This window comes from Streptomyces malaysiense (assembly GCF_000980885.2).
Lineage (GTDB): Bacteria > Actinomycetota > Actinomycetes > Streptomycetales > Streptomycetaceae > Streptomyces > Streptomyces malaysiense.
In genome coordinates, this window is record NZ_LBDA02000049.1 from 105,291 (window position 1) to 120,220 (window position 14,930).

17 protein-coding genes and 1 pseudogene are annotated in these 14,930 nt (G+C 71.8%); 11 read left to right on the forward strand and 7 right to left on the reverse strand.

The genetic code is table 11. The features are described 5' to 3' along the window. Positions 1-228: 228 nt before the first annotated feature. The 4 genes from rpsA (at position 229) to VT52_RS20870 (ending at position 4,079) form a co-directional block, all read left to right on the forward strand. A complete protein-coding gene (gene rpsA / locus VT52_RS20855) occupies positions 229-1,719 on the forward strand; it encodes a 30S ribosomal protein S1 (protein ID WP_046426488.1) in 1,491 nt (496 codons plus the stop codon). A gap of 296 nt (positions 1,720-2,015) precedes the next feature. Then, on the forward strand, positions 2,016-2,954 hold the full coding sequence (locus VT52_RS20860; protein WP_046426485.1) for a PAC2 family protein: 939 nt from the start codon (positions 2,016-2,018) through the stop codon (positions 2,952-2,954). A gap of 68 nt (positions 2,955-3,022) precedes the next feature. Beyond that, complete coding sequence (coaE, locus tag VT52_RS20865; protein ID WP_046426483.1) at positions 3,023-3,649, forward strand: dephospho-CoA kinase; 627 nt, start codon at positions 3,023-3,025, stop codon at positions 3,647-3,649. 49 nt (positions 3,650-3,698) lie between these two features. Next, positions 3,699-4,079: a tetratricopeptide repeat protein gene (locus VT52_RS20870; protein WP_037653237.1), complete on the forward strand. Its 381-nt coding sequence runs from the start codon at positions 3,699-3,701 to the stop codon at positions 4,077-4,079. 21 nt (positions 4,080-4,100) lie between these two features. Here VT52_RS20870 and VT52_RS20875 read toward each other — a convergent pair whose 3' ends face one another. Continuing rightward, positions 4,101-4,430: a DUF6343 family protein gene (locus VT52_RS20875; RefSeq protein WP_046426480.1), complete on the reverse strand. Its 330-nt coding sequence runs from the start codon at positions 4,428-4,430 to the stop codon at positions 4,101-4,103. A 363-nt stretch (positions 4,431-4,793) separates the two neighbouring features. Here VT52_RS20875 and VT52_RS20880 point away from each other — a divergent pair, with 363 nt between their 5' ends. Beyond that, on the forward strand, positions 4,794-5,492 hold the full coding sequence (locus tag VT52_RS20880; RefSeq protein WP_046426478.1) for a class I SAM-dependent methyltransferase: 699 nt from the start codon (positions 4,794-4,796) through the stop codon (positions 5,490-5,492). A 74-nt stretch (positions 5,493-5,566) separates the two neighbouring features. Here the strand turns inward: VT52_RS20880 and VT52_RS20885 are convergent, their stop codons facing one another. Then, the gene (locus tag VT52_RS20885; RefSeq protein ID WP_046426477.1) at positions 5,567-6,175 is read right to left on the reverse strand and encodes an RNA-binding S4 domain-containing protein; all 609 of its coding nucleotides are present in this window, start codon (positions 6,173-6,175) and stop codon (positions 5,567-5,569) included. Between the two features lie 121 nt (positions 6,176-6,296). Between VT52_RS20885 and VT52_RS20890 the strand changes: the two genes are divergently transcribed. Next, a complete protein-coding gene (locus tag VT52_RS20890; protein ID WP_046426475.1) occupies positions 6,297-6,998 on the forward strand; it encodes a uracil-DNA glycosylase in 702 nt (233 codons plus the stop codon). Positions 6,999-7,041: 43 nt separating this feature from the next. Here VT52_RS20890 and VT52_RS20895 read toward each other — a convergent pair whose 3' ends face one another. Then, positions 7,042-7,494, reverse strand: a complete 453-nt coding sequence (locus tag VT52_RS20895; RefSeq protein WP_046426472.1) for a GNAT family N-acetyltransferase — start codon at positions 7,492-7,494, stop codon at positions 7,042-7,044. Further along, the gene (locus tag VT52_RS20900) at positions 7,491-7,949 is read right to left on the reverse strand and encodes a RidA family protein (protein WP_046426470.1); all 459 of its coding nucleotides are present in this window, start codon (positions 7,947-7,949) and stop codon (positions 7,491-7,493) included. The genes VT52_RS20895 and VT52_RS20900 overlap by 4 nt, the downstream gene beginning before the upstream one ends. Positions 7,950-8,462: 513 nt before the next feature. Between VT52_RS20900 and VT52_RS20905 the strand changes: the two are divergent. Then, positions 8,463-9,106, forward strand: a pseudogene (locus VT52_RS20905) (DUF899 domain-containing protein). A 153-nt stretch (positions 9,107-9,259) separates the two neighbouring features. After that, positions 9,260-9,436, forward strand: coding sequence for a hypothetical protein (locus VT52_RS38040; RefSeq protein WP_167377716.1), 177 nt, complete (start codon positions 9,260-9,262; stop codon positions 9,434-9,436). 65 nt (positions 9,437-9,501) lie between these two features. Here VT52_RS38040 and VT52_RS20910 read toward each other — a convergent pair whose 3' ends face one another. Both VT52_RS20910 and VT52_RS39575 read right to left on the reverse strand, forming a co-directional pair. After that, a complete protein-coding gene (locus VT52_RS20910; RefSeq protein WP_046426564.1) occupies positions 9,502-9,900 on the reverse strand; it encodes a hypothetical protein in 399 nt (132 codons plus the stop codon). An 89-nt stretch (positions 9,901-9,989) separates the two neighbouring features. After that, the gene (locus tag VT52_RS39575) at positions 9,990-10,838 is read right to left on the reverse strand and encodes an ATP-binding protein (RefSeq protein ID WP_338059194.1); all 849 of its coding nucleotides are present in this window, start codon (positions 10,836-10,838) and stop codon (positions 9,990-9,992) included. A 289-nt stretch (positions 10,839-11,127) separates the two neighbouring features. Between VT52_RS39575 and VT52_RS20920 the strand changes: the two genes are divergently transcribed. The 3 genes from VT52_RS20920 to VT52_RS20930 all read left to right on the forward strand — a co-directional run bounded on the left by VT52_RS20920 (position 11,128) and on the right by VT52_RS20930 (position 13,142). Beyond that, positions 11,128-11,988, forward strand: coding sequence for a helix-turn-helix domain-containing protein (locus VT52_RS20920; RefSeq protein WP_046426468.1), 861 nt, complete (start codon positions 11,128-11,130; stop codon positions 11,986-11,988). After that, complete coding sequence (locus tag VT52_RS20925; protein WP_046426465.1) at positions 11,989-12,243, forward strand: DUF397 domain-containing protein; 255 nt, start codon at positions 11,989-11,991, stop codon at positions 12,241-12,243. An 89-nt stretch (positions 12,244-12,332) separates the two neighbouring features. Beyond that, positions 12,333-13,142 carry an SAM-dependent methyltransferase gene (locus VT52_RS20930; RefSeq protein WP_046426463.1) on the forward strand — a complete coding sequence of 270 codons (810 nt, stop codon included), beginning with the start codon at positions 12,333-12,335 and terminating at the stop codon, positions 13,140-13,142. 77 nt (positions 13,143-13,219) lie between these two features. Here VT52_RS20930 and VT52_RS20935 read toward each other — a convergent pair whose 3' ends face one another. Continuing rightward, a complete protein-coding gene (locus VT52_RS20935; RefSeq protein ID WP_046426560.1) occupies positions 13,220-14,707 on the reverse strand; it encodes a glutamate synthase subunit beta in 1,488 nt (495 codons plus the stop codon). Positions 14,708-14,930 lie beyond the last annotated feature (223 nt).

The following is a 14,930-nucleotide window of genomic DNA, read 5'->3' on the forward strand; positions in this document are numbered from 1 at the left end:
CCGGCTGCCCCCGTATGCTACAAGTTGCGCTGCGGGCCTGCGCGCCTCAGACGTAGCAGGCTGCGCTCGCATCTGTATGTATGTCCCCTCGGTTCTCGAGGCGCCATCGGACACCTGGTGTCCTCAAAGGTGGCGCTTCCTTGGCTGTCCGGCTTCTGCAGAGCGAAACAGGCTCCCGGCGTAAGCAGTACCTACGACTTCAATGTCCGTACCGGAGCCCTTTCCCACATGACGAGCAGCACCGAGACCACCGCCACCACCCCGCAGGTAGCGGTCAACGACATCGGTAACGAGGAAGCCTTCCTCGCCGCGATCGACGAGACGATCAAGTACTTCAACGACGGCGACATCGTCGACGGCGTCATCGTGAAGGTCGACCGGGACGAGGTCCTGCTCGACATCGGTTACAAGACCGAAGGTGTCATCCCGAGCCGAGAGCTCTCGATCAAGCACGACGTCGACCCGAACGAGGTCGTGGCCGTCGGCGACGAGATCGAGGCCCTGGTCCTCCAGAAGGAGGACAAGGAAGGCCGCCTGATCCTCTCGAAGAAGCGCGCCCAGTACGAGCGTGCCTGGGGCACCATCGAGAAGATCAAGGAAGAGGACGGCATCGTCACCGGTACCGTCATCGAGGTCGTCAAGGGTGGTCTCATCCTCGACATCGGCCTCCGTGGCTTCCTGCCGGCCTCCCTGGTCGAGATGCGCCGCGTCCGCGACCTCCAGCCGTACGTCGGCAAGGAGCTCGAGGCCAAGATCATCGAGCTGGACAAGAACCGCAACAACGTGGTCCTGTCCCGCCGTGCCTGGCTGGAGCAGACCCAGTCCGAGGTCCGCCAGACGTTCCTCACGACCCTCCAGAAGGGTCAGGTCCGCTCCGGCGTGGTCTCCTCGATCGTCAACTTCGGTGCCTTCGTGGACCTGGGTGGCGTCGACGGTCTGGTCCACGTCTCCGAGCTGTCCTGGAAGCACATCGACCACCCGTCCGAGGTTGTCGAGGTCGGCCAGGAAGTCACCGTCGAGGTCCTCGACGTGGACATGGACCGCGAGCGCGTCTCCCTGTCGCTGAAGGCGACCCAGGAAGACCCGTGGCAGCAGTTCGCCCGCACCCACCAGATCGGCCAGGTCGTGCCCGGCAAGGTCACGAAGCTGGTTCCGTTCGGTGCGTTCGTCCGCGTGGACGAGGGCATCGAGGGTCTGGTCCACATCTCCGAGCTGGCCGAGCGCCACGTGGAGATCCCGGAGCAGGTCGTCCAGGTCAACGACGAGATCTTCGTCAAGGTCATCGACATCGACCTCGAGCGTCGTCGCATCAGCCTCTCGCTGAAGCAGGCCAACGAGTCCTTCGGCGCCGACCCGTCGGCCGTCGAGTTCGACCCGACCCTGTACGGCATGGCCGCGTCCTACGACGACCAGGGCAACTACATCTACCCCGAGGGCTTCGACCCCGAGACCAACGACTGGCTCGAGGGCTACGAGAAGCAGCGCGAGGAGTGGGAGCGCCAGTACGCCGAGGCGCAGTCCCGCTTCGAGCAGCACCAGCAGCAGGTCATCAAGTCCCGCGAGGCCGACGCCGCTGCCGCGGCCGAGGGCGGCGAGGCTGCGGCTCCGGCCGCGACCGGTGGCTCGTACTCCTCCGAGGGTGCGGACACCTCCGGCGCCCTGGCGTCGGACGAGGCGCTCGCCGCGCTGCGCGAGAAGCTGGCCGGCGGCCAGAGCTGAACGCGCCGACCGCTGACGCTTAGCGGATAGCTGCTGAGGGGCCCCACCTTTCGAGGTGGGGCCCCTCAGGGTTTCTCGGGGTCCGGCCGTCACGCTCCGGGCGCGGGCCCGTCGTGCCCCGTCGCGCGGTTCCCCCCTGGAAGATCAACGGTGCCGCGGGTCTCCGGGCTCGAAGTGCGGACCAGGTGCGGACCCTCAAGACGGTTCGAGGGAGATCGCTGATCAGCGGCGTGTCGCGGGAATGCCCCCGTTCCAGGGCGCGTTGTAGCTGAGGAACAGGAGGAGGAGCGGTCACAGTGCTTGATCCGCAGGGTTTGTACGCATGGGAGCCGAAGGGCCTCGCCGTGGTCGACATGGCGCTCGCCCAGGAATCGGCCGGCCTTGTCATGCTCTACCACTTCGACGGATACATCGACGCGGGCGAGACCGGGGACCTCATCGTCGACCGGCTGCTCGACTCACTGCCCCACCAGGTCGTCGCCCGGTTCGACCACGACCGGCTCGTGGACTACCGGGCCCGCCGGCCTCTGCTCACCTTCAAGCGGGACCGCTGGACCGACTACGAGACCCCGGCCATCGAGGTCCACCTCGTCCAGGACACCACCGGCGCTCCCTTCCTGCTGCTGTCCGGGCCCGAACCGGACGTGGAGTGGGAGCGCTTCTCGACGGCGGTACGGCAGATCGCCGACCGGCTCGGCGTCCGCCTGGCCGTGAACTTCAGCGGCCTGCCCATGGGTGTCCCGCACACCCGCCCCGTGGGCCTCACCCCGCACGGCAACCGTGTCGACCTGGTCCCCGGCCACACCAGCCCCTTCGAGGAGGCCCAGGTCCCCGGCAGCGTGGAGCAACTGGTGGAGTACCGGCTGATGCAGGCCGGACACGACGTCCTGGGCGTCGCCGCGCACGTCCCGCACTACGTCGCCCGCTCCCCGTACCCGGACGCCGCGCTGACCGTCCTGGAGGCCATCACCGCCGCCACCGGCCTGGTCCTGCCCGGCATCGCGCACTCCCTGCGCACGGACGCGCGACGCACCCAGACGGAGATCGACCGGCAGATCAAGGAGGGCGACGAGGAGCTGACCGCCCTCGTCCAGGGCCTGGAGCACCAGTACGACGCGGCCGCGGGCGCCGAGACCCGGGGCAACATGCTCGCCGAACCGGTGGAGATCCCGTCCGCCGACGAGATCGGGCGCGAGTTCGAGCGATTCCTGGCGGAACGCGAGGGCGAGGCCTGAGCCCCGCTGCCGCCGCGATCCCGGCTCCGGTCCTGCCACGGTCGGTGGCAGGGCCTAAGCTTCCGCTCATGCTGAAAGTTGGCCTGACCGGCGGGATCGGCGCCGGCAAGAGCGAGGTGTCCCGGCTGCTCGTGGAGCACGGAGCCGTACTGATCGACGCGGACCGCATCGCGCGGGAGGTCGTGGCACCCGGCACACCCGGCCTCGCCGCCGTGGTCGAGGCGTTCGGCCCGGACGTCCTCGCCGAGGACGGCGGCCTGGACCGGCCCCGCCTCGGCTCGATCGTCTTCGCGGACCCGGACGAACTCGCGGTCCTCAACTCGATCGTGCACCCCCTGGTCGGCGCTCGCTCCCGCGAACTGGAGGAGGCCGCCGCCCCCGACGCCGTGGTGATCCACGACGTACCCCTGCTCACCGAGAACGGCCTGGCGCCGCTCTACGATCTCGTGATCGTCGTGGACACGAGCCCCCGGACCCAGCTCGACCGGCTGATACGGCTGCGCGGGATGACCGAGGAGGACGCCCGCGCCCGCATGGCCGCCCAGGCCACCCGCGAGCAGCGGCACGCGGTCGCGGACATCGTGATCGACAACGACGTCCCCCTGGACGCGCTGCGCAAGCGGGTCGACGCGGTCTGGGACGACCTGGTCCGCAGGACCCACGCGGATTCCGCCGCCGACCGGCCCGCGGAATAGCGGCTCGGGCGGGGGCGTTGAAGCCCGGGAACAAGGGAAGGACTCTGTCGTGCCCGAGACCAGCGGTTCCCCCGGACCCACTCCGGAGACGCATGTCATCGACTTCCGTGCCGCCGAGCAGCTGCTCCACGCACGTGATCCGCGGGGCGCGGTGAAGCTGCTCGACGGAGTCATCGCCGCGCATCCCGAGAACACCGCGGCCCGGCTGCTGCGCGCGCGTGCCTTCTTCGCCGCCGCGCAACTGCGTCCCGCCGAGCTGGAGTTCACCATCGTCCTGGAGCGGGAGCCGGACAACGCGTTCGCGCACTTCGCCCTGGCCCGCACCTACGAGCGCCAGGGCCGCGCCGACCAGGCCAAGCGCCACTTCCGGCTGGCCGCGGCGCTGGACCCGAACCCGGAGTATCTGAAGGCGGCCCGTTTCGACGGCTGAGGCCGCGACGGCCGACGTCCCTCAGGGGTGCCGGTGGCGCGGCGGCCGGGGGTACGAGGGGCCGCGCCGGGACAGCCGGGGGTAGCGGGGCCCGCCGTCGTCCGGCGGCTGGTACGGCGGCACGTCCCGGCCCGGCTGGTAGTGCGGGCCCTGCCGGATGTGCCGGACGATCACCGCCATGTCGGCGGTGGCGACCAGCAGCAGCACCCCGCAGGCGACCGCCCAGCCGGGACGCCCGACGAGCGCGAACACCGCCGTCCCGAAGGACGCCCAGACCAGCCCCCACACGCTCAGCCACAACCGCGCCCGCAAAGCACTGCGCGCGGTCGCCGGTTCACTGCCCGTACGCATCGGATCATCACTCCTCCTTGCAACGTACTCTCCGGGACGGCGACGCGCACCGGCGACGCGCATCCATGGCGGAGCGTGCACCAGGGCGAAGCGATGCGCCCGTGACGGACGTGCACCCATGGCGGACATGCGCCCGCGACGGACATGCACCCGAGGTGCGCGCCGGATGCCGGGGACAGGGCGTCGGCTCCGCGGCTCGGGCTCCCGTTCGGCCGCGACCCCTTGCCGCGAGTTCCCGGTTCCGTGAGTTCCCGATCCGGCGAGTTCCCGGTCCCGGGAGTTCCCGGACTGCGGCAGATCGCTGGAACGGGTGAACTACGGTCGAACGGGAACGTGAGGGCGGGGGCGGGCCGTTCTCCGGGCATGACGGTCGAGACACGTGAGGGATACGGGGGCACAGGCACCGGCGCGATCACCCCGGACGGCTGCGCGGTGGAGGTCTACGCCCGCCTGCCGATCGGACCCGAGCCGGACATCGTCGCCGCGGCGGTACCGGCCGGGGCGCACATCCTGGAACTGGGCAGCGGGGTCGGCCGGATGACCCACCGGCTGCTGGAGCGCGGCTTCACGGTCACCGCGGTGGACGAGTCACCCGACATGCTGGCCCGGATCCGCGGGGCACGCACCATATGCGCCCCGATCGAGGAACTGGACCTGGGTGGCGAGAAGTTCGACGTGGTGATGCTCGCCTCGTTCCTGGTCCACGCCGGCGACGAGGAGGTGCGCCGGAGCCTGCTGCGCACCTGCGCCCGCCATGTGGCCGACGGCGGCCACGTGCTCATCCAGCGCGAGGGCGCCGACCACCACACCGACGTGCCGAGAGAGCGGGTCGACCCGGTCGGCTTCACCGTGCGCGTCGCGTCGGTGACCCCTGTCGGCGACGGAGTGGACTCCGTCCATGTCGAGTACCACTTCCCGGACGGCACCTGGACCCAGACCTTCCTCGCCCGGCCCCTGACGAAGGAACAGTTCGAATCGGCGCTGGGGGAGGCGGGACTGGAGGTGGACAAGTACCTGACACCGGACGCGATGTGGGTACGGGCCGTACGGAGGACGCGGTAGGCGCCGCAGGGGCGCGGTGGTCGAGACGCGGACGCCCGGCCGTGGACGGGGACGGGCGCGCGCGGCGTCGCCCGTCACCGCTCCCGGGGCCGCCGCTCCGCTCCGCCCGTGCCAGTGCTGAATCCCGGCGGTGTGAGGCCCCGCAGGCGTTCCATGTCCCGGCGGTCGCGCTTGGTGGGCCGGCCGGTGCCCCGGTCGCGGACCCCGGCAGGGGCGACGGCCTCGCGCGGCGGCGGGGGAGGGGAGTTGTCGACGTAGCACTGCACGGCCACGGGCGCACCGACCCGTTTGCGGATGAGGCGCTTGACGATCACGATCCGCTCCCGCCCCTCGTTCCGCAGGCGGACCTCGTCACCGACCCGCACCGAGTAGGCCGGCTTCACCCGCTCGCCGTTCACATGCACATGCCCGCCACGGCAGGCGGTGGCGCCCTGGGACCGTGTCTTGATCAGCCGCACGGCCCAGATCCAGCTGTCGATCCGGACCGTCTCCCCGGTGCCGGGGCCCGCGGCCTCCGCGGCGGCGACCCTGGGGTCCGGCGTGGCGTTCATTGCCGGCTCCGCCTCGGGGCCGACCGGCCCGCCGGCCGCGGCACCGCCGTCCCCGGCACTTTGGGCGGGAGCCGTCCCGGCCGGCCCGTCGGTGCCCCGGTCCACGTTCTCGTCCGCATCCTGGGAAGCCATGTCCCGACCCTAACGCCCCGGGCCGCAGTACCTGGACAGGTTTTCCGGGGCGGGCGGCGTCCGGTGTGGAGAGGCCGGGTCGCGGACACGGGCGACGCCGCGCCGGGCATACGGTGGCCCTATGGACGACAGCGGCCCCCTCGCCCGGCTGGACCGGCGGGTCACCGGCTGCCGGGCCTGCCCCCGGCTGGTGGAGTGGCGCGAGGAGGTGGCACGGACCAGGCGCGCCGCCTTCGCGGACTGGACGTACTGGGGCCGCCCGGTACCCGGCTTCGGCCCCGCCGACGCCCGGCTGCTGATCATCGGCCTGGCCCCGGCCGCGCACGGCGGCAACCGCACCGGGCGCATGTTCACCGGCGACCGCTCCGGAGACGTGCTGTACCAGGCGCTGTACGACCTCGGGCTCACCAACCGGCCCGCCTCGGTCCACATCGACGACGGCCTGGAGCTGTTCGGGGTCCGGGTCACCTCCCCCGTGCACTGCGCGCCGCCCGCCAACAAGCCGACCCCGACCGAGCGCGACACCTGCCGCCCCTGGCTGGTCCGGGAGCTGAGGCTGCTGCGCCCGACGCTGCGGGCCGCGGTGGTCCTCGGCGCCTTCGGCTGGCAGGCGGCGCTGCCGGCGTTCACCGAGGCCGGCTGGACCGTGCCCCGCCCCCGTCCGGCCTTCGGCCACGGCGCCCGCGTCGCGCTCGACGGCCTGGACCTCTTCGGCTGCTTCCACGTCAGCCAGCGCAACACCTTCACCGGGAAGCTCACACCGACGATGCTGCGCGAGGTGCTGGGCACGGCGGCACGAACGGCCGGGCTGCCGGTGCGCTGAACCGCTCCGTCACCGGGCGCCGCGACGAGCCGCGACCGGGGGGTCAGGGCTGCCAGACGTACCGCACGTCCGGCTCCCGCTCCTCGTTGCCGCTGCCGTCCGTGGACTCGGCGACGAGGAAGCCGTGGCGTTCGTAGAAGCGGTGCGCGGGCCTGTTGACCTGGAAGGTCCACAGGGTCAGCCCCTCGGGGCTGCGCTCCTTGGCCAGTGCGACGAACCGGTCCCCGAGCCCCCGCCCCCGCCGGTCCGGATCCAGATACAACTGGGACAGCAGTCGGCCGTCGAGGACCATCACCCCGGTGATCCGCCCGCCTTCCTCCTCCGCCACCCAGGTCTCCCGCAGCGGCACGACCACGTCCCGGAAGTAGTCGCGGACGTCGTCGTCGGTGCGCGGCCGTACGACCGTGGGCAGCGCGGCGGCGAAGGAGCGCAGCCAGACATCGGCGGCGTCCCGGGCGTCGGCGGCCCGCGCCCGCCGGATGAGGACGCCGGTCATCGCCGTACCCCGTCGGCCCCCGTCGGCCCCCGGTCCCCGCCCTCGGCCGCCCCGTCCCGCGGCACCACCGCCGTCGCCGTGATCTCCACCAGCTGCCCGGTGTACCCGAGGCAGGCGACCCCGAGCAGGGTGGAGGAGTGCGGTCCCTTGCTCAGTCCCGAGTCCTCCACGACCTCCCAGACCTCGGACAGCGTCGCGGGGTCCGCGCTCACGACGTACACCTCGGTGCTGAGCACATGCGCCAGGTCGCTGCCCACGGCGCGCAGTTGCTCCCGCAGATTGGCGATCACCTGCCGGGCCTGGCGCGCCGGATCGCCCGGTCCGACGATCTCACCGTGCTCGTCGAGCGGCACGGACCCGGCGAGGAACGCCAGTTTCGTGCCCGCCTCCACGACGGAGGCATGGGAGTAGGTGGGCGGCGGGAAGAGGCCGGGAACGGTGACGCGCTGGATCATGGAGCTGCTCCTACGACGGTCAGCGGACAATCTCCCGATCATCGGCCCCCGCCGGACCCGGGCGCACCCCAATTTCCGGGCGCGGCGAACGGCGGGGCGAGGGAGGCGAACGGCGGGGCGAGGGAGGCGAAGGGCAGGGGCGCGGTACTCCACGGCGCCCCCGCCCGGTCGGCTACCCGGAGCGGCTGCGCCGTACCGCCGCCGAGCACTGGGGCGGCACCGCCCGCGCCACCCTCGGCCACGCCAAGGCCGGCCACGCGCGCGAGGGACGAGAAACGGCTGCTGGAGCGCGCCGGACTGCGGGAGTTCGACGAGGTGGCCGGCCGGCCGCGAACCACCCCCGCCACCCTGGTCGCGGCCGTCACCAGGACCGAGGAGATCGTCGCCGGGGCACTGCCGCCGACTCCGTGAACCCCGCCGTCGCGAACCCCTGGAGAAAATCCCCGTCCAGGCGATGAGTTCCGCGTCCACCGGCGGTCACCACCCCGAGCCGGCCGTCGGACAGGAGGACCCATGTCGCTACCGGAGATCGTCTCGCGCGAGCAATGGCGTGCCGCGCGCGAGGAATTGCGGCGCCGGGAGGAGGCGGTCGGACGGGCGCGCGAGGCACTCGGCGCCGAGCGGCGGCGGCTGCCCATGGTCGAGGTCGATCCCGAGTACCTGTTCGAGGGCGGCGGCGGCAAGGCCATCCTCCTCGACCTCTTCGAGGGACGTTCCCAACTCGTCGTCCACCACTTCATGTTCGCGCCCGACCGGACGGCCGGCTGCCCGCGCTGCGCCGCCTTCCTGGACCAGGTCGGCCACCTCGCCCATCTGCGCGCCCGCAACACCTCGTTCGCCGCGATCTCCCGGGCGCCGTTCACCCGCCCCTGCCGTTCAAGGCGCGGATGGGCTGGACGGTGCCCTGGTACTCCTCGGAGCCGGGCGACTTCAACGACGACTTCGGGGCGACCGTCCGGGACGTCGGGAAACCGGTCGAGCGGCCGGGCCTGAGCTGCTTCCTGCGTGAACACGACCGGGTCTTCCACACCTATTCGGTGTACGGCACGGACCTGGACGAACTGGGGACCACCGCCGCCCTCCTCGACCTGACCGCCCTCGGCCGCCGCCCCGCCGGCAGCCAGGCGCTCCGGCTGCACGACGAGTACGACTTCTGACACGGACGGCACACTCCGCGCCGTTCGGTGACCGGTAGATCACCATCCGTGCCGGAATCGTGTCAGGTGTGTCTCAGTCGGGTCCCTGGGCGAGGCGTTCCGTCCCTCCAGCGCGTTGATTCCAGACAGGACAACGCTTCACGGAGGTGCGCGATGGTGAACCGGCGAACGGTGCTCGAACGCTTTCCCGCCGGCGGCCCGCGCGGATCGTGGCCCGCGGAGGAGTTCGCGCACGCGCGACGCCTGGAAGGACTGCTCGCGGAGGTCGTCATGGACCTCACGACGGACGCGTTCCTGGTGATCGTGCGGGGCGACGACGCGCCCGAGTGAGGCCCGTGCCGTGACGGCGGCCCTCAGTCGACGGCAGGGGGCCCGCGTCGCGGTGCCGGCGGGCCCTACGCGGTGATGGTGCGCGACCAGTCCGGAGCCGTGCCCGTCGCCCGGCACAGTGCCAGGTAGAGAGGGATCGGCGGGGTGTACGGCGCCGTGCCCCCGGGACGGTGGATCAGCCGGGCGGTGCCCCTGACCAGGGCACCCGGAGCGTACTGGGCCGGCGCGGGCCACGGCAGAGCGTAGTCGGAGTCCGACGGGACGATCCACCACCAGTGGGCATCGTCGGCGTACACACAACCCAGCCGCGGCAGCCGCGACACGACGAGCGGCCCGAGCCGGTCGGGTACACCCACGGCGTCACAGCCGAGCGGCACCGTCATCCCCTTCGGCACCTGGAGCCGGTGGAGCGGCTGCGCGGCCGGGCGGCGGCGCTGGAGCCGCACCAGGGTGTCCATCCCCATCGCCCGCTCGGACCCGGCGGCCTCGGAACGGACGTCGAGCCGCCTGCCGGCACCCCGGGCGACATGCCGCCCCCGGCCCGTCGCGCCGGTCACGGCCGCTCCCGCAGGCGCTGCTCGGACGCTCGATGCGGACGGCGGTCCGGCACGCCGTACCGCTCCTGCGCCCCGTGCCACCGGTGATCCGGGGCCCGCAGCGGGAATCGGCCGGACGCCTCGTGCGGAGGATGCTGCGCCGGTACCCGGTGCGCGGGCTGCTCGGGAGTGCCCCGGAGGCCGTCGTTACCCATGTCACCGTCCATGCCGTGGTCCATGAGGTCCATGGCCTGGTCCAGGCCGTGGACCTTGTCCCGGCCCTTGTCGTGGTCCGGACCGAGGCCGCCGAGGCCCGGAGCGGGGCCCGAGCCGTGCTCCATGCCAGGGCCCTCGGCCGGTTCGTCGCCGTCGGAGCCGTCCGGCCGCTCCGGCTTGGGGCGGGCGGCACCCCAGCCCAGGTCGTCGCGCGGCTCGGCGTGTCCCGGCGCCGCGTCCCGGCGCTCCAGCTCCGCCCAGACCAGCAGCCCGGAGCCCTGCTCCTGCGCTCCCCAGGACCGGCACAGCGCCTCGACGAGGAGCAACCCCCTCCCGTGCTCCTCGTCGGGGCGCTGCGGGGACGGGTGGGGCTCGCCCGGAGCGCAGCCCTCGTCCCGCACGGCGATCCGCACCAGGTCGTCGCGGTCGTACAACTCGCACACGACCCGCGTGCTCACCGTGTGCACGATCGCGTTGGTGACCAGCTCCGATATGACCAGAGCCGCGCTGTCACAGGTGTCCGCGCACACCGACCAGCCGGTCAGCCGGGCTTGCGCCAGTCGCCGCGCTCGGGCGACGGCACTCGGATGCGCGGCCAGCTCGAAGCGGAACCGGCGCTCGGCCGAGGCGGCCCCCCGAGGGGACGCCACCGCTGCGCCGCGACCAGGACGGTCCCCGGCGGCGTCTGTTCCTAAAGGCGCGGACGGAATCACGCCTGCCACTATCGCCCCGCCACGGACACTTGGCAAGAGTCACTCTGAAAAATGCAGAGTGCGGTGTGACTCGGTCAGGCGCCGTGGCACACTGCTCGCAACAGCACGTCGAGCGGCGCCAATTGGGTCCATCGGAGGTCCCACCCGATCTCCGAGTGAGTCTTCGAACGGCGCCGCACGGCTGTCAGGATCCCTTTGGGAGAAGGCTTTCGGTGGAGGTGGGAGCGTGAGCGAACCGCGGTCCGCGCCGACGGTCGGTCAGGTGGTCCTCGGACGGCGCCTGCTGGACCTGCGGGAACGCGCCGGACTCAAGCGTGAGGACGCCGCCCGGGTGCTGCGCGTCGCCCCCGCGACCGTCCGCCGCATGGAGATGGCCGAGGTCGCCCTCAAGATTCCGTACCTCCAGCTCCTGCTGAAGACGTACGGCGTCTGCGACGAAGAGGCCGAAGCCTTCGTCCAGCTCGCCGAGGAGGCCAACCGCCCCGGATGGTGGCAGCGCTTCCACGACATCCTGCCGGGCTGGTTCTCCATGTACGTCAGCCTGGAGGGCGCCGCCGGCCTCATCCGCTCCTACGAACCGCACTTCGTCCCCGGACTCCTCCAGACCGAGGACTACGCGCGCGGAGTGCTCAGATCCGGGGCGATCGGCCAGACCAGCCCGGACGACATCGAGCGCCACGTCGCCCTGCGCATGCGGCGCCAGGAACTCCTCCACCGCCCCGACGCACCCCGCTTCTGGGCCGTGATGGACGAGACCGCCCTGCGCCGCCCCGTCGGCGGCCCCGAGGTGATGCGCGCCCAGCTCGAACGGCTCATCGAGGCCGCGAACCTGCCGAACGTGACACTCCAGGTGGCCCCGTTCGAGAACGGCCCGCACCCGGGGACGTACGGGCCCTTCGTACTCTTCCGATTCGCCATGTCAGAACTGCCGGACATGGTCTACAGCGAGTACCTGACCGGCGCGGTCTACCTCGACGCGCGCGCGGAGGTGGCGACCCACCTCGAAGTCATGGACCGCATGGCGGCGCAGGCCGCCACGGCACAACGCACGAAAGAGATCCTCCGGGATCTCCGCAAGGAGCTGTGAATGAAACACATCAAGCCGCGCGCCGGCGTCTACAACGGCATGCCCGCACGCGAACTGGGCAGCGAGGGCTGGCACAAGCCCTGGAGCGGCGGCAACGGAGGCAACTGCCTGGAAGCGATGAAACTGGCCGACGGCCGCATCGCCGTACGCCAGTCCACCGACCCCGACGGACCCGCCCTGATCTACACCACCGACGAGATGACCGCCTTCATAGAAGGAGCCAAGGCGGGGGAGGCCGACTTCCTGCTCTCCTGACACGTGTCGCTTGCGTTGCTACTTGCTCGACTTCTCGTATTGAAACCAGACTTGACGCCCCACCACCACAGACGCTTACGGAGTGCCGCATGAGCGGGCAGGACCCGACGGTCACAGAGATCGACACCAGCAAACCCCATCCCGCGCGGATGTACGACTGGTACCTCGGCGGCAAGGACAACTACCCCGTCGACGAGGAAATGGGCCGCCAGATGCTGGCGCTCGAACCCCGCGTCCCGGTCATGGCCCGGGTCAACCGCGCCTTCATGCACCGCGCCACCAGGTGGCTGGCCCAGCAGGGCGTACGGCAGTTCCTGGACATCGGCACCGGCATACCGACCGAGCCGAACCTGCACCAGGTCGCCCAGAAGGTCGCGCCCGACGCCCGGGTCGTCTATTGCGACAACGACCCGATCGTCCTCGCCCACGCGGCCGCCCTGCTGCGCAGCACACCCCAGGGCGCCACCGAATACCTCCAGGCCGACGTCCGCGACCCGGACGCGATCATCGCCGGCGCCCGCGAGATCCTCGACCTGGGACAACCGGTCGCACTCTCCATGATCGCCCTGCTGCACTTCATCACGGACGCGGACGGCGCCCACGAACTCGTCAGCCGACTCCTCTCCGAACTGCCCTCCGGCAGCTACCTGATGATGACCCACGCCACCTCCGACTTCACCCCCGAGAACTCCGTCACCGCCACCGACAGACTCAAGAACGCCGGCATCACCATCGCCCTGCGCTCCCGCGAGGAGTTCACCCGCTTCTTCGACGGCCTCGAACTCGTCGACCCCGGCGTCGAGATCGTCCACAAATGGCACCCGGAACTCGGCGAGCCGGTTCCCGGCCAGGACGACGGGGTGATCCCCGGCTACGGCGCGGTGGCCCGCAAGCGGTGAACAGCGGACCGCCGGCGAGCAGACCGTGCGCGGTGGGGGAGGCGTCCGTCCGTCCACGGGCGGGCCGCCGCCCCCACTCACACCCGCATCGGCCTGTCCCCCGGGGAGACCGGCGCGGGCAACTGCGAACTACCCGTCAGATACCGGTCGACGGCCGCCGCCACCGCCCGCCCCTCCGCGATCGCCCACACGATCAACGACTGCCCGCGCGCCGCGTCCCCGGCCGCGAAAACCCCCGGAACATTGGTCGCGAAACCGACGTCCCGGGCGATCGTGCCCCGCGCGTCGAGCACCAGCCCCAACTGCTCCACCAGCCCGTCCTCCCGGTCCGGACCCGAGAAACCCAGCGCCAGCAGCACCATGTCGGCCGGGATCGTCCGCCCGGTCCCCGGCACCGGCTGCCGCCGCTCATCCACCTCCACCAGTTCGAGCGCCCGCACCCGCCCGCCCTCGTCCCCGGCGAACCGCAGCGTCGACGCCGCGAACAACCGCGCGTCCGCGTCCGCCGCCGGCGCCGTCCGCAGCTCACCCGCCTCCTCGTGCGCGGGCGACAACCGGTAGATCTTCGGATACGTCGGCCACGGCTCCGCGTACTCGTCGCGCTCCGCCTCCGGCTGCGCGTAGATGTCCAGCTGGGTCACCGACGCGGCACCCTCCCGCACCGCCGTCCCCAGACAGTCCGCCCCCGTGTCCCCACCACCGACGATCACCACGTGCCGGCCCGCCGCCGACAACGGCGAAACCGCCAGATCCCCCTCACCCACCCGGTTGGAGAGCGGCAGATACCGCATCGCCTGATGTATCCCCTCCAACTCCCGGCCCGGCACCGGAAGCTCCCGCCACGCCGTGGCACCCGTGGCGAGCACCACCGCGTCGAACCGCGTCCGCAACTCCGCCGCGTCGACGTCCCGCCCCACCGACACCGATGTGCGGAACCTCGTCCCCTCGGCCCGCATCTGCCCCAGCCGCCGCTCCAGATGCCGCTTCTCCATCTTGAACGAGGGGATGCCGTACCGCATCAGCCCACCGATCCGGTCGTCCTTCTCGTACACCGCGACCGTGTGCCCTGCCCGCGTCAACTGCTGCGCGGCCGCGAGACCGGTGGGACCGGAGCCGATCACCGCGACCGTCTTCCCCGACAACCGCTCCGGCGGCCGCGCCGGCACGAACCCCTCCTCCCAGGCCCGGTCGGCGATCGCGCACTCGACGTTCTTGATGGTGACGGCCGGCTGATTGATCGCCAGCACGCACCCGGCCTCACAGGGCGCCGGACACAATCGTCCCGTGAACTCCGGGAAATTGTTCGTCGCGTGCAACCTGTCGCTCGCCGCCCGCCAGTCCTCCCGGGCCACCAGATCGTTCCACTCGGGGATGAGATTGCCCAGCGGACAGGCGTCATGGCAGAACGGGACACCGCAGTCCATGCACCGGTCCGCCTGCTTGCTGATGATCGGCAGCAGCGCCCCCGGCACATACACCTCGTCCCAGTCCCGCACCCGCTCCCCGACGGGCCGCCGCGCCCACTCCTGACGCGGCGTGGTCATGAACCCCTTGGGATCGGCCATGATCATCTTCCTCGCCTACGGGCACCCGGCACCGGCCACCCGACGGCCGTACGCCACCGGGCGGCACGTACCGGCACTCCTGCGGCCACGATACGTCCACGCCCGGGGTGGCGCAGGGCGGGCGGCCCGGGGTGGCGCAGGGCGGGCGACAGCGGCGGGAACGGGAGGAGAGGGGCTCACGGTCCGTGGCCGAGAGGAAGGTGCCCCCGGTGCCCCCGGTGCC

Excerpts from the sequence above, each read along its gene's own strand:
- rpsA (WP_046426488.1), top strand. The coding sequence starts at position 229 with ATGACGAGCAGCACCGAGACCACCGCCACCACCCCGCAGGTAGCGGTC.
- coaE (WP_046426483.1), top strand. The coding sequence starts at position 3,023 with ATGCTGAAAGTTGGCCTGACCGGCGGGATCGGCGCCGGCAAGAGCGAG.
- VT52_RS20875 (WP_046426480.1), bottom strand. The coding sequence starts at position 4,430 with ATGCGTACGGGCAGTGAACCGGCGACCGCGCGCAGTGCTTTGCGGGCG.
- VT52_RS20880 (WP_046426478.1), top strand. The coding sequence starts at position 4,794 with ATGACGGTCGAGACACGTGAGGGATACGGGGGCACAGGCACCGGCGCG.
- VT52_RS20885 (WP_046426477.1), bottom strand. The coding sequence starts at position 6,175 with ATGGCTTCCCAGGATGCGGACGAGAACGTGGACCGGGGCACCGACGGG.
- VT52_RS20890 (WP_046426475.1), top strand. The coding sequence starts at position 6,297 with ATGGACGACAGCGGCCCCCTCGCCCGGCTGGACCGGCGGGTCACCGGC.
- VT52_RS20895 (WP_046426472.1), bottom strand. The coding sequence starts at position 7,494 with ATGACCGGCGTCCTCATCCGGCGGGCGCGGGCCGCCGACGCCCGGGAC.
- VT52_RS20900 (WP_046426470.1), bottom strand. The coding sequence starts at position 7,949 with ATGATCCAGCGCGTCACCGTTCCCGGCCTCTTCCCGCCGCCCACCTAC.
- VT52_RS38040 (WP_167377716.1), top strand. The coding sequence starts at position 9,260 with ATGGTGAACCGGCGAACGGTGCTCGAACGCTTTCCCGCCGGCGGCCCG.
- VT52_RS20910 (WP_046426564.1), bottom strand. The coding sequence starts at position 9,900 with ATGGGGATGGACACCCTGGTGCGGCTCCAGCGCCGCCGCCCGGCCGCG.
- VT52_RS20925 (WP_046426465.1), top strand. The coding sequence starts at position 11,989 with ATGAAACACATCAAGCCGCGCGCCGGCGTCTACAACGGCATGCCCGCA.
- VT52_RS20930 (WP_046426463.1), top strand. The coding sequence starts at position 12,333 with ATGAGCGGGCAGGACCCGACGGTCACAGAGATCGACACCAGCAAACCC.
- VT52_RS20935 (WP_046426560.1), bottom strand. The coding sequence starts at position 14,707 with ATGGCCGATCCCAAGGGGTTCATGACCACGCCGCGTCAGGAGTGGGCG.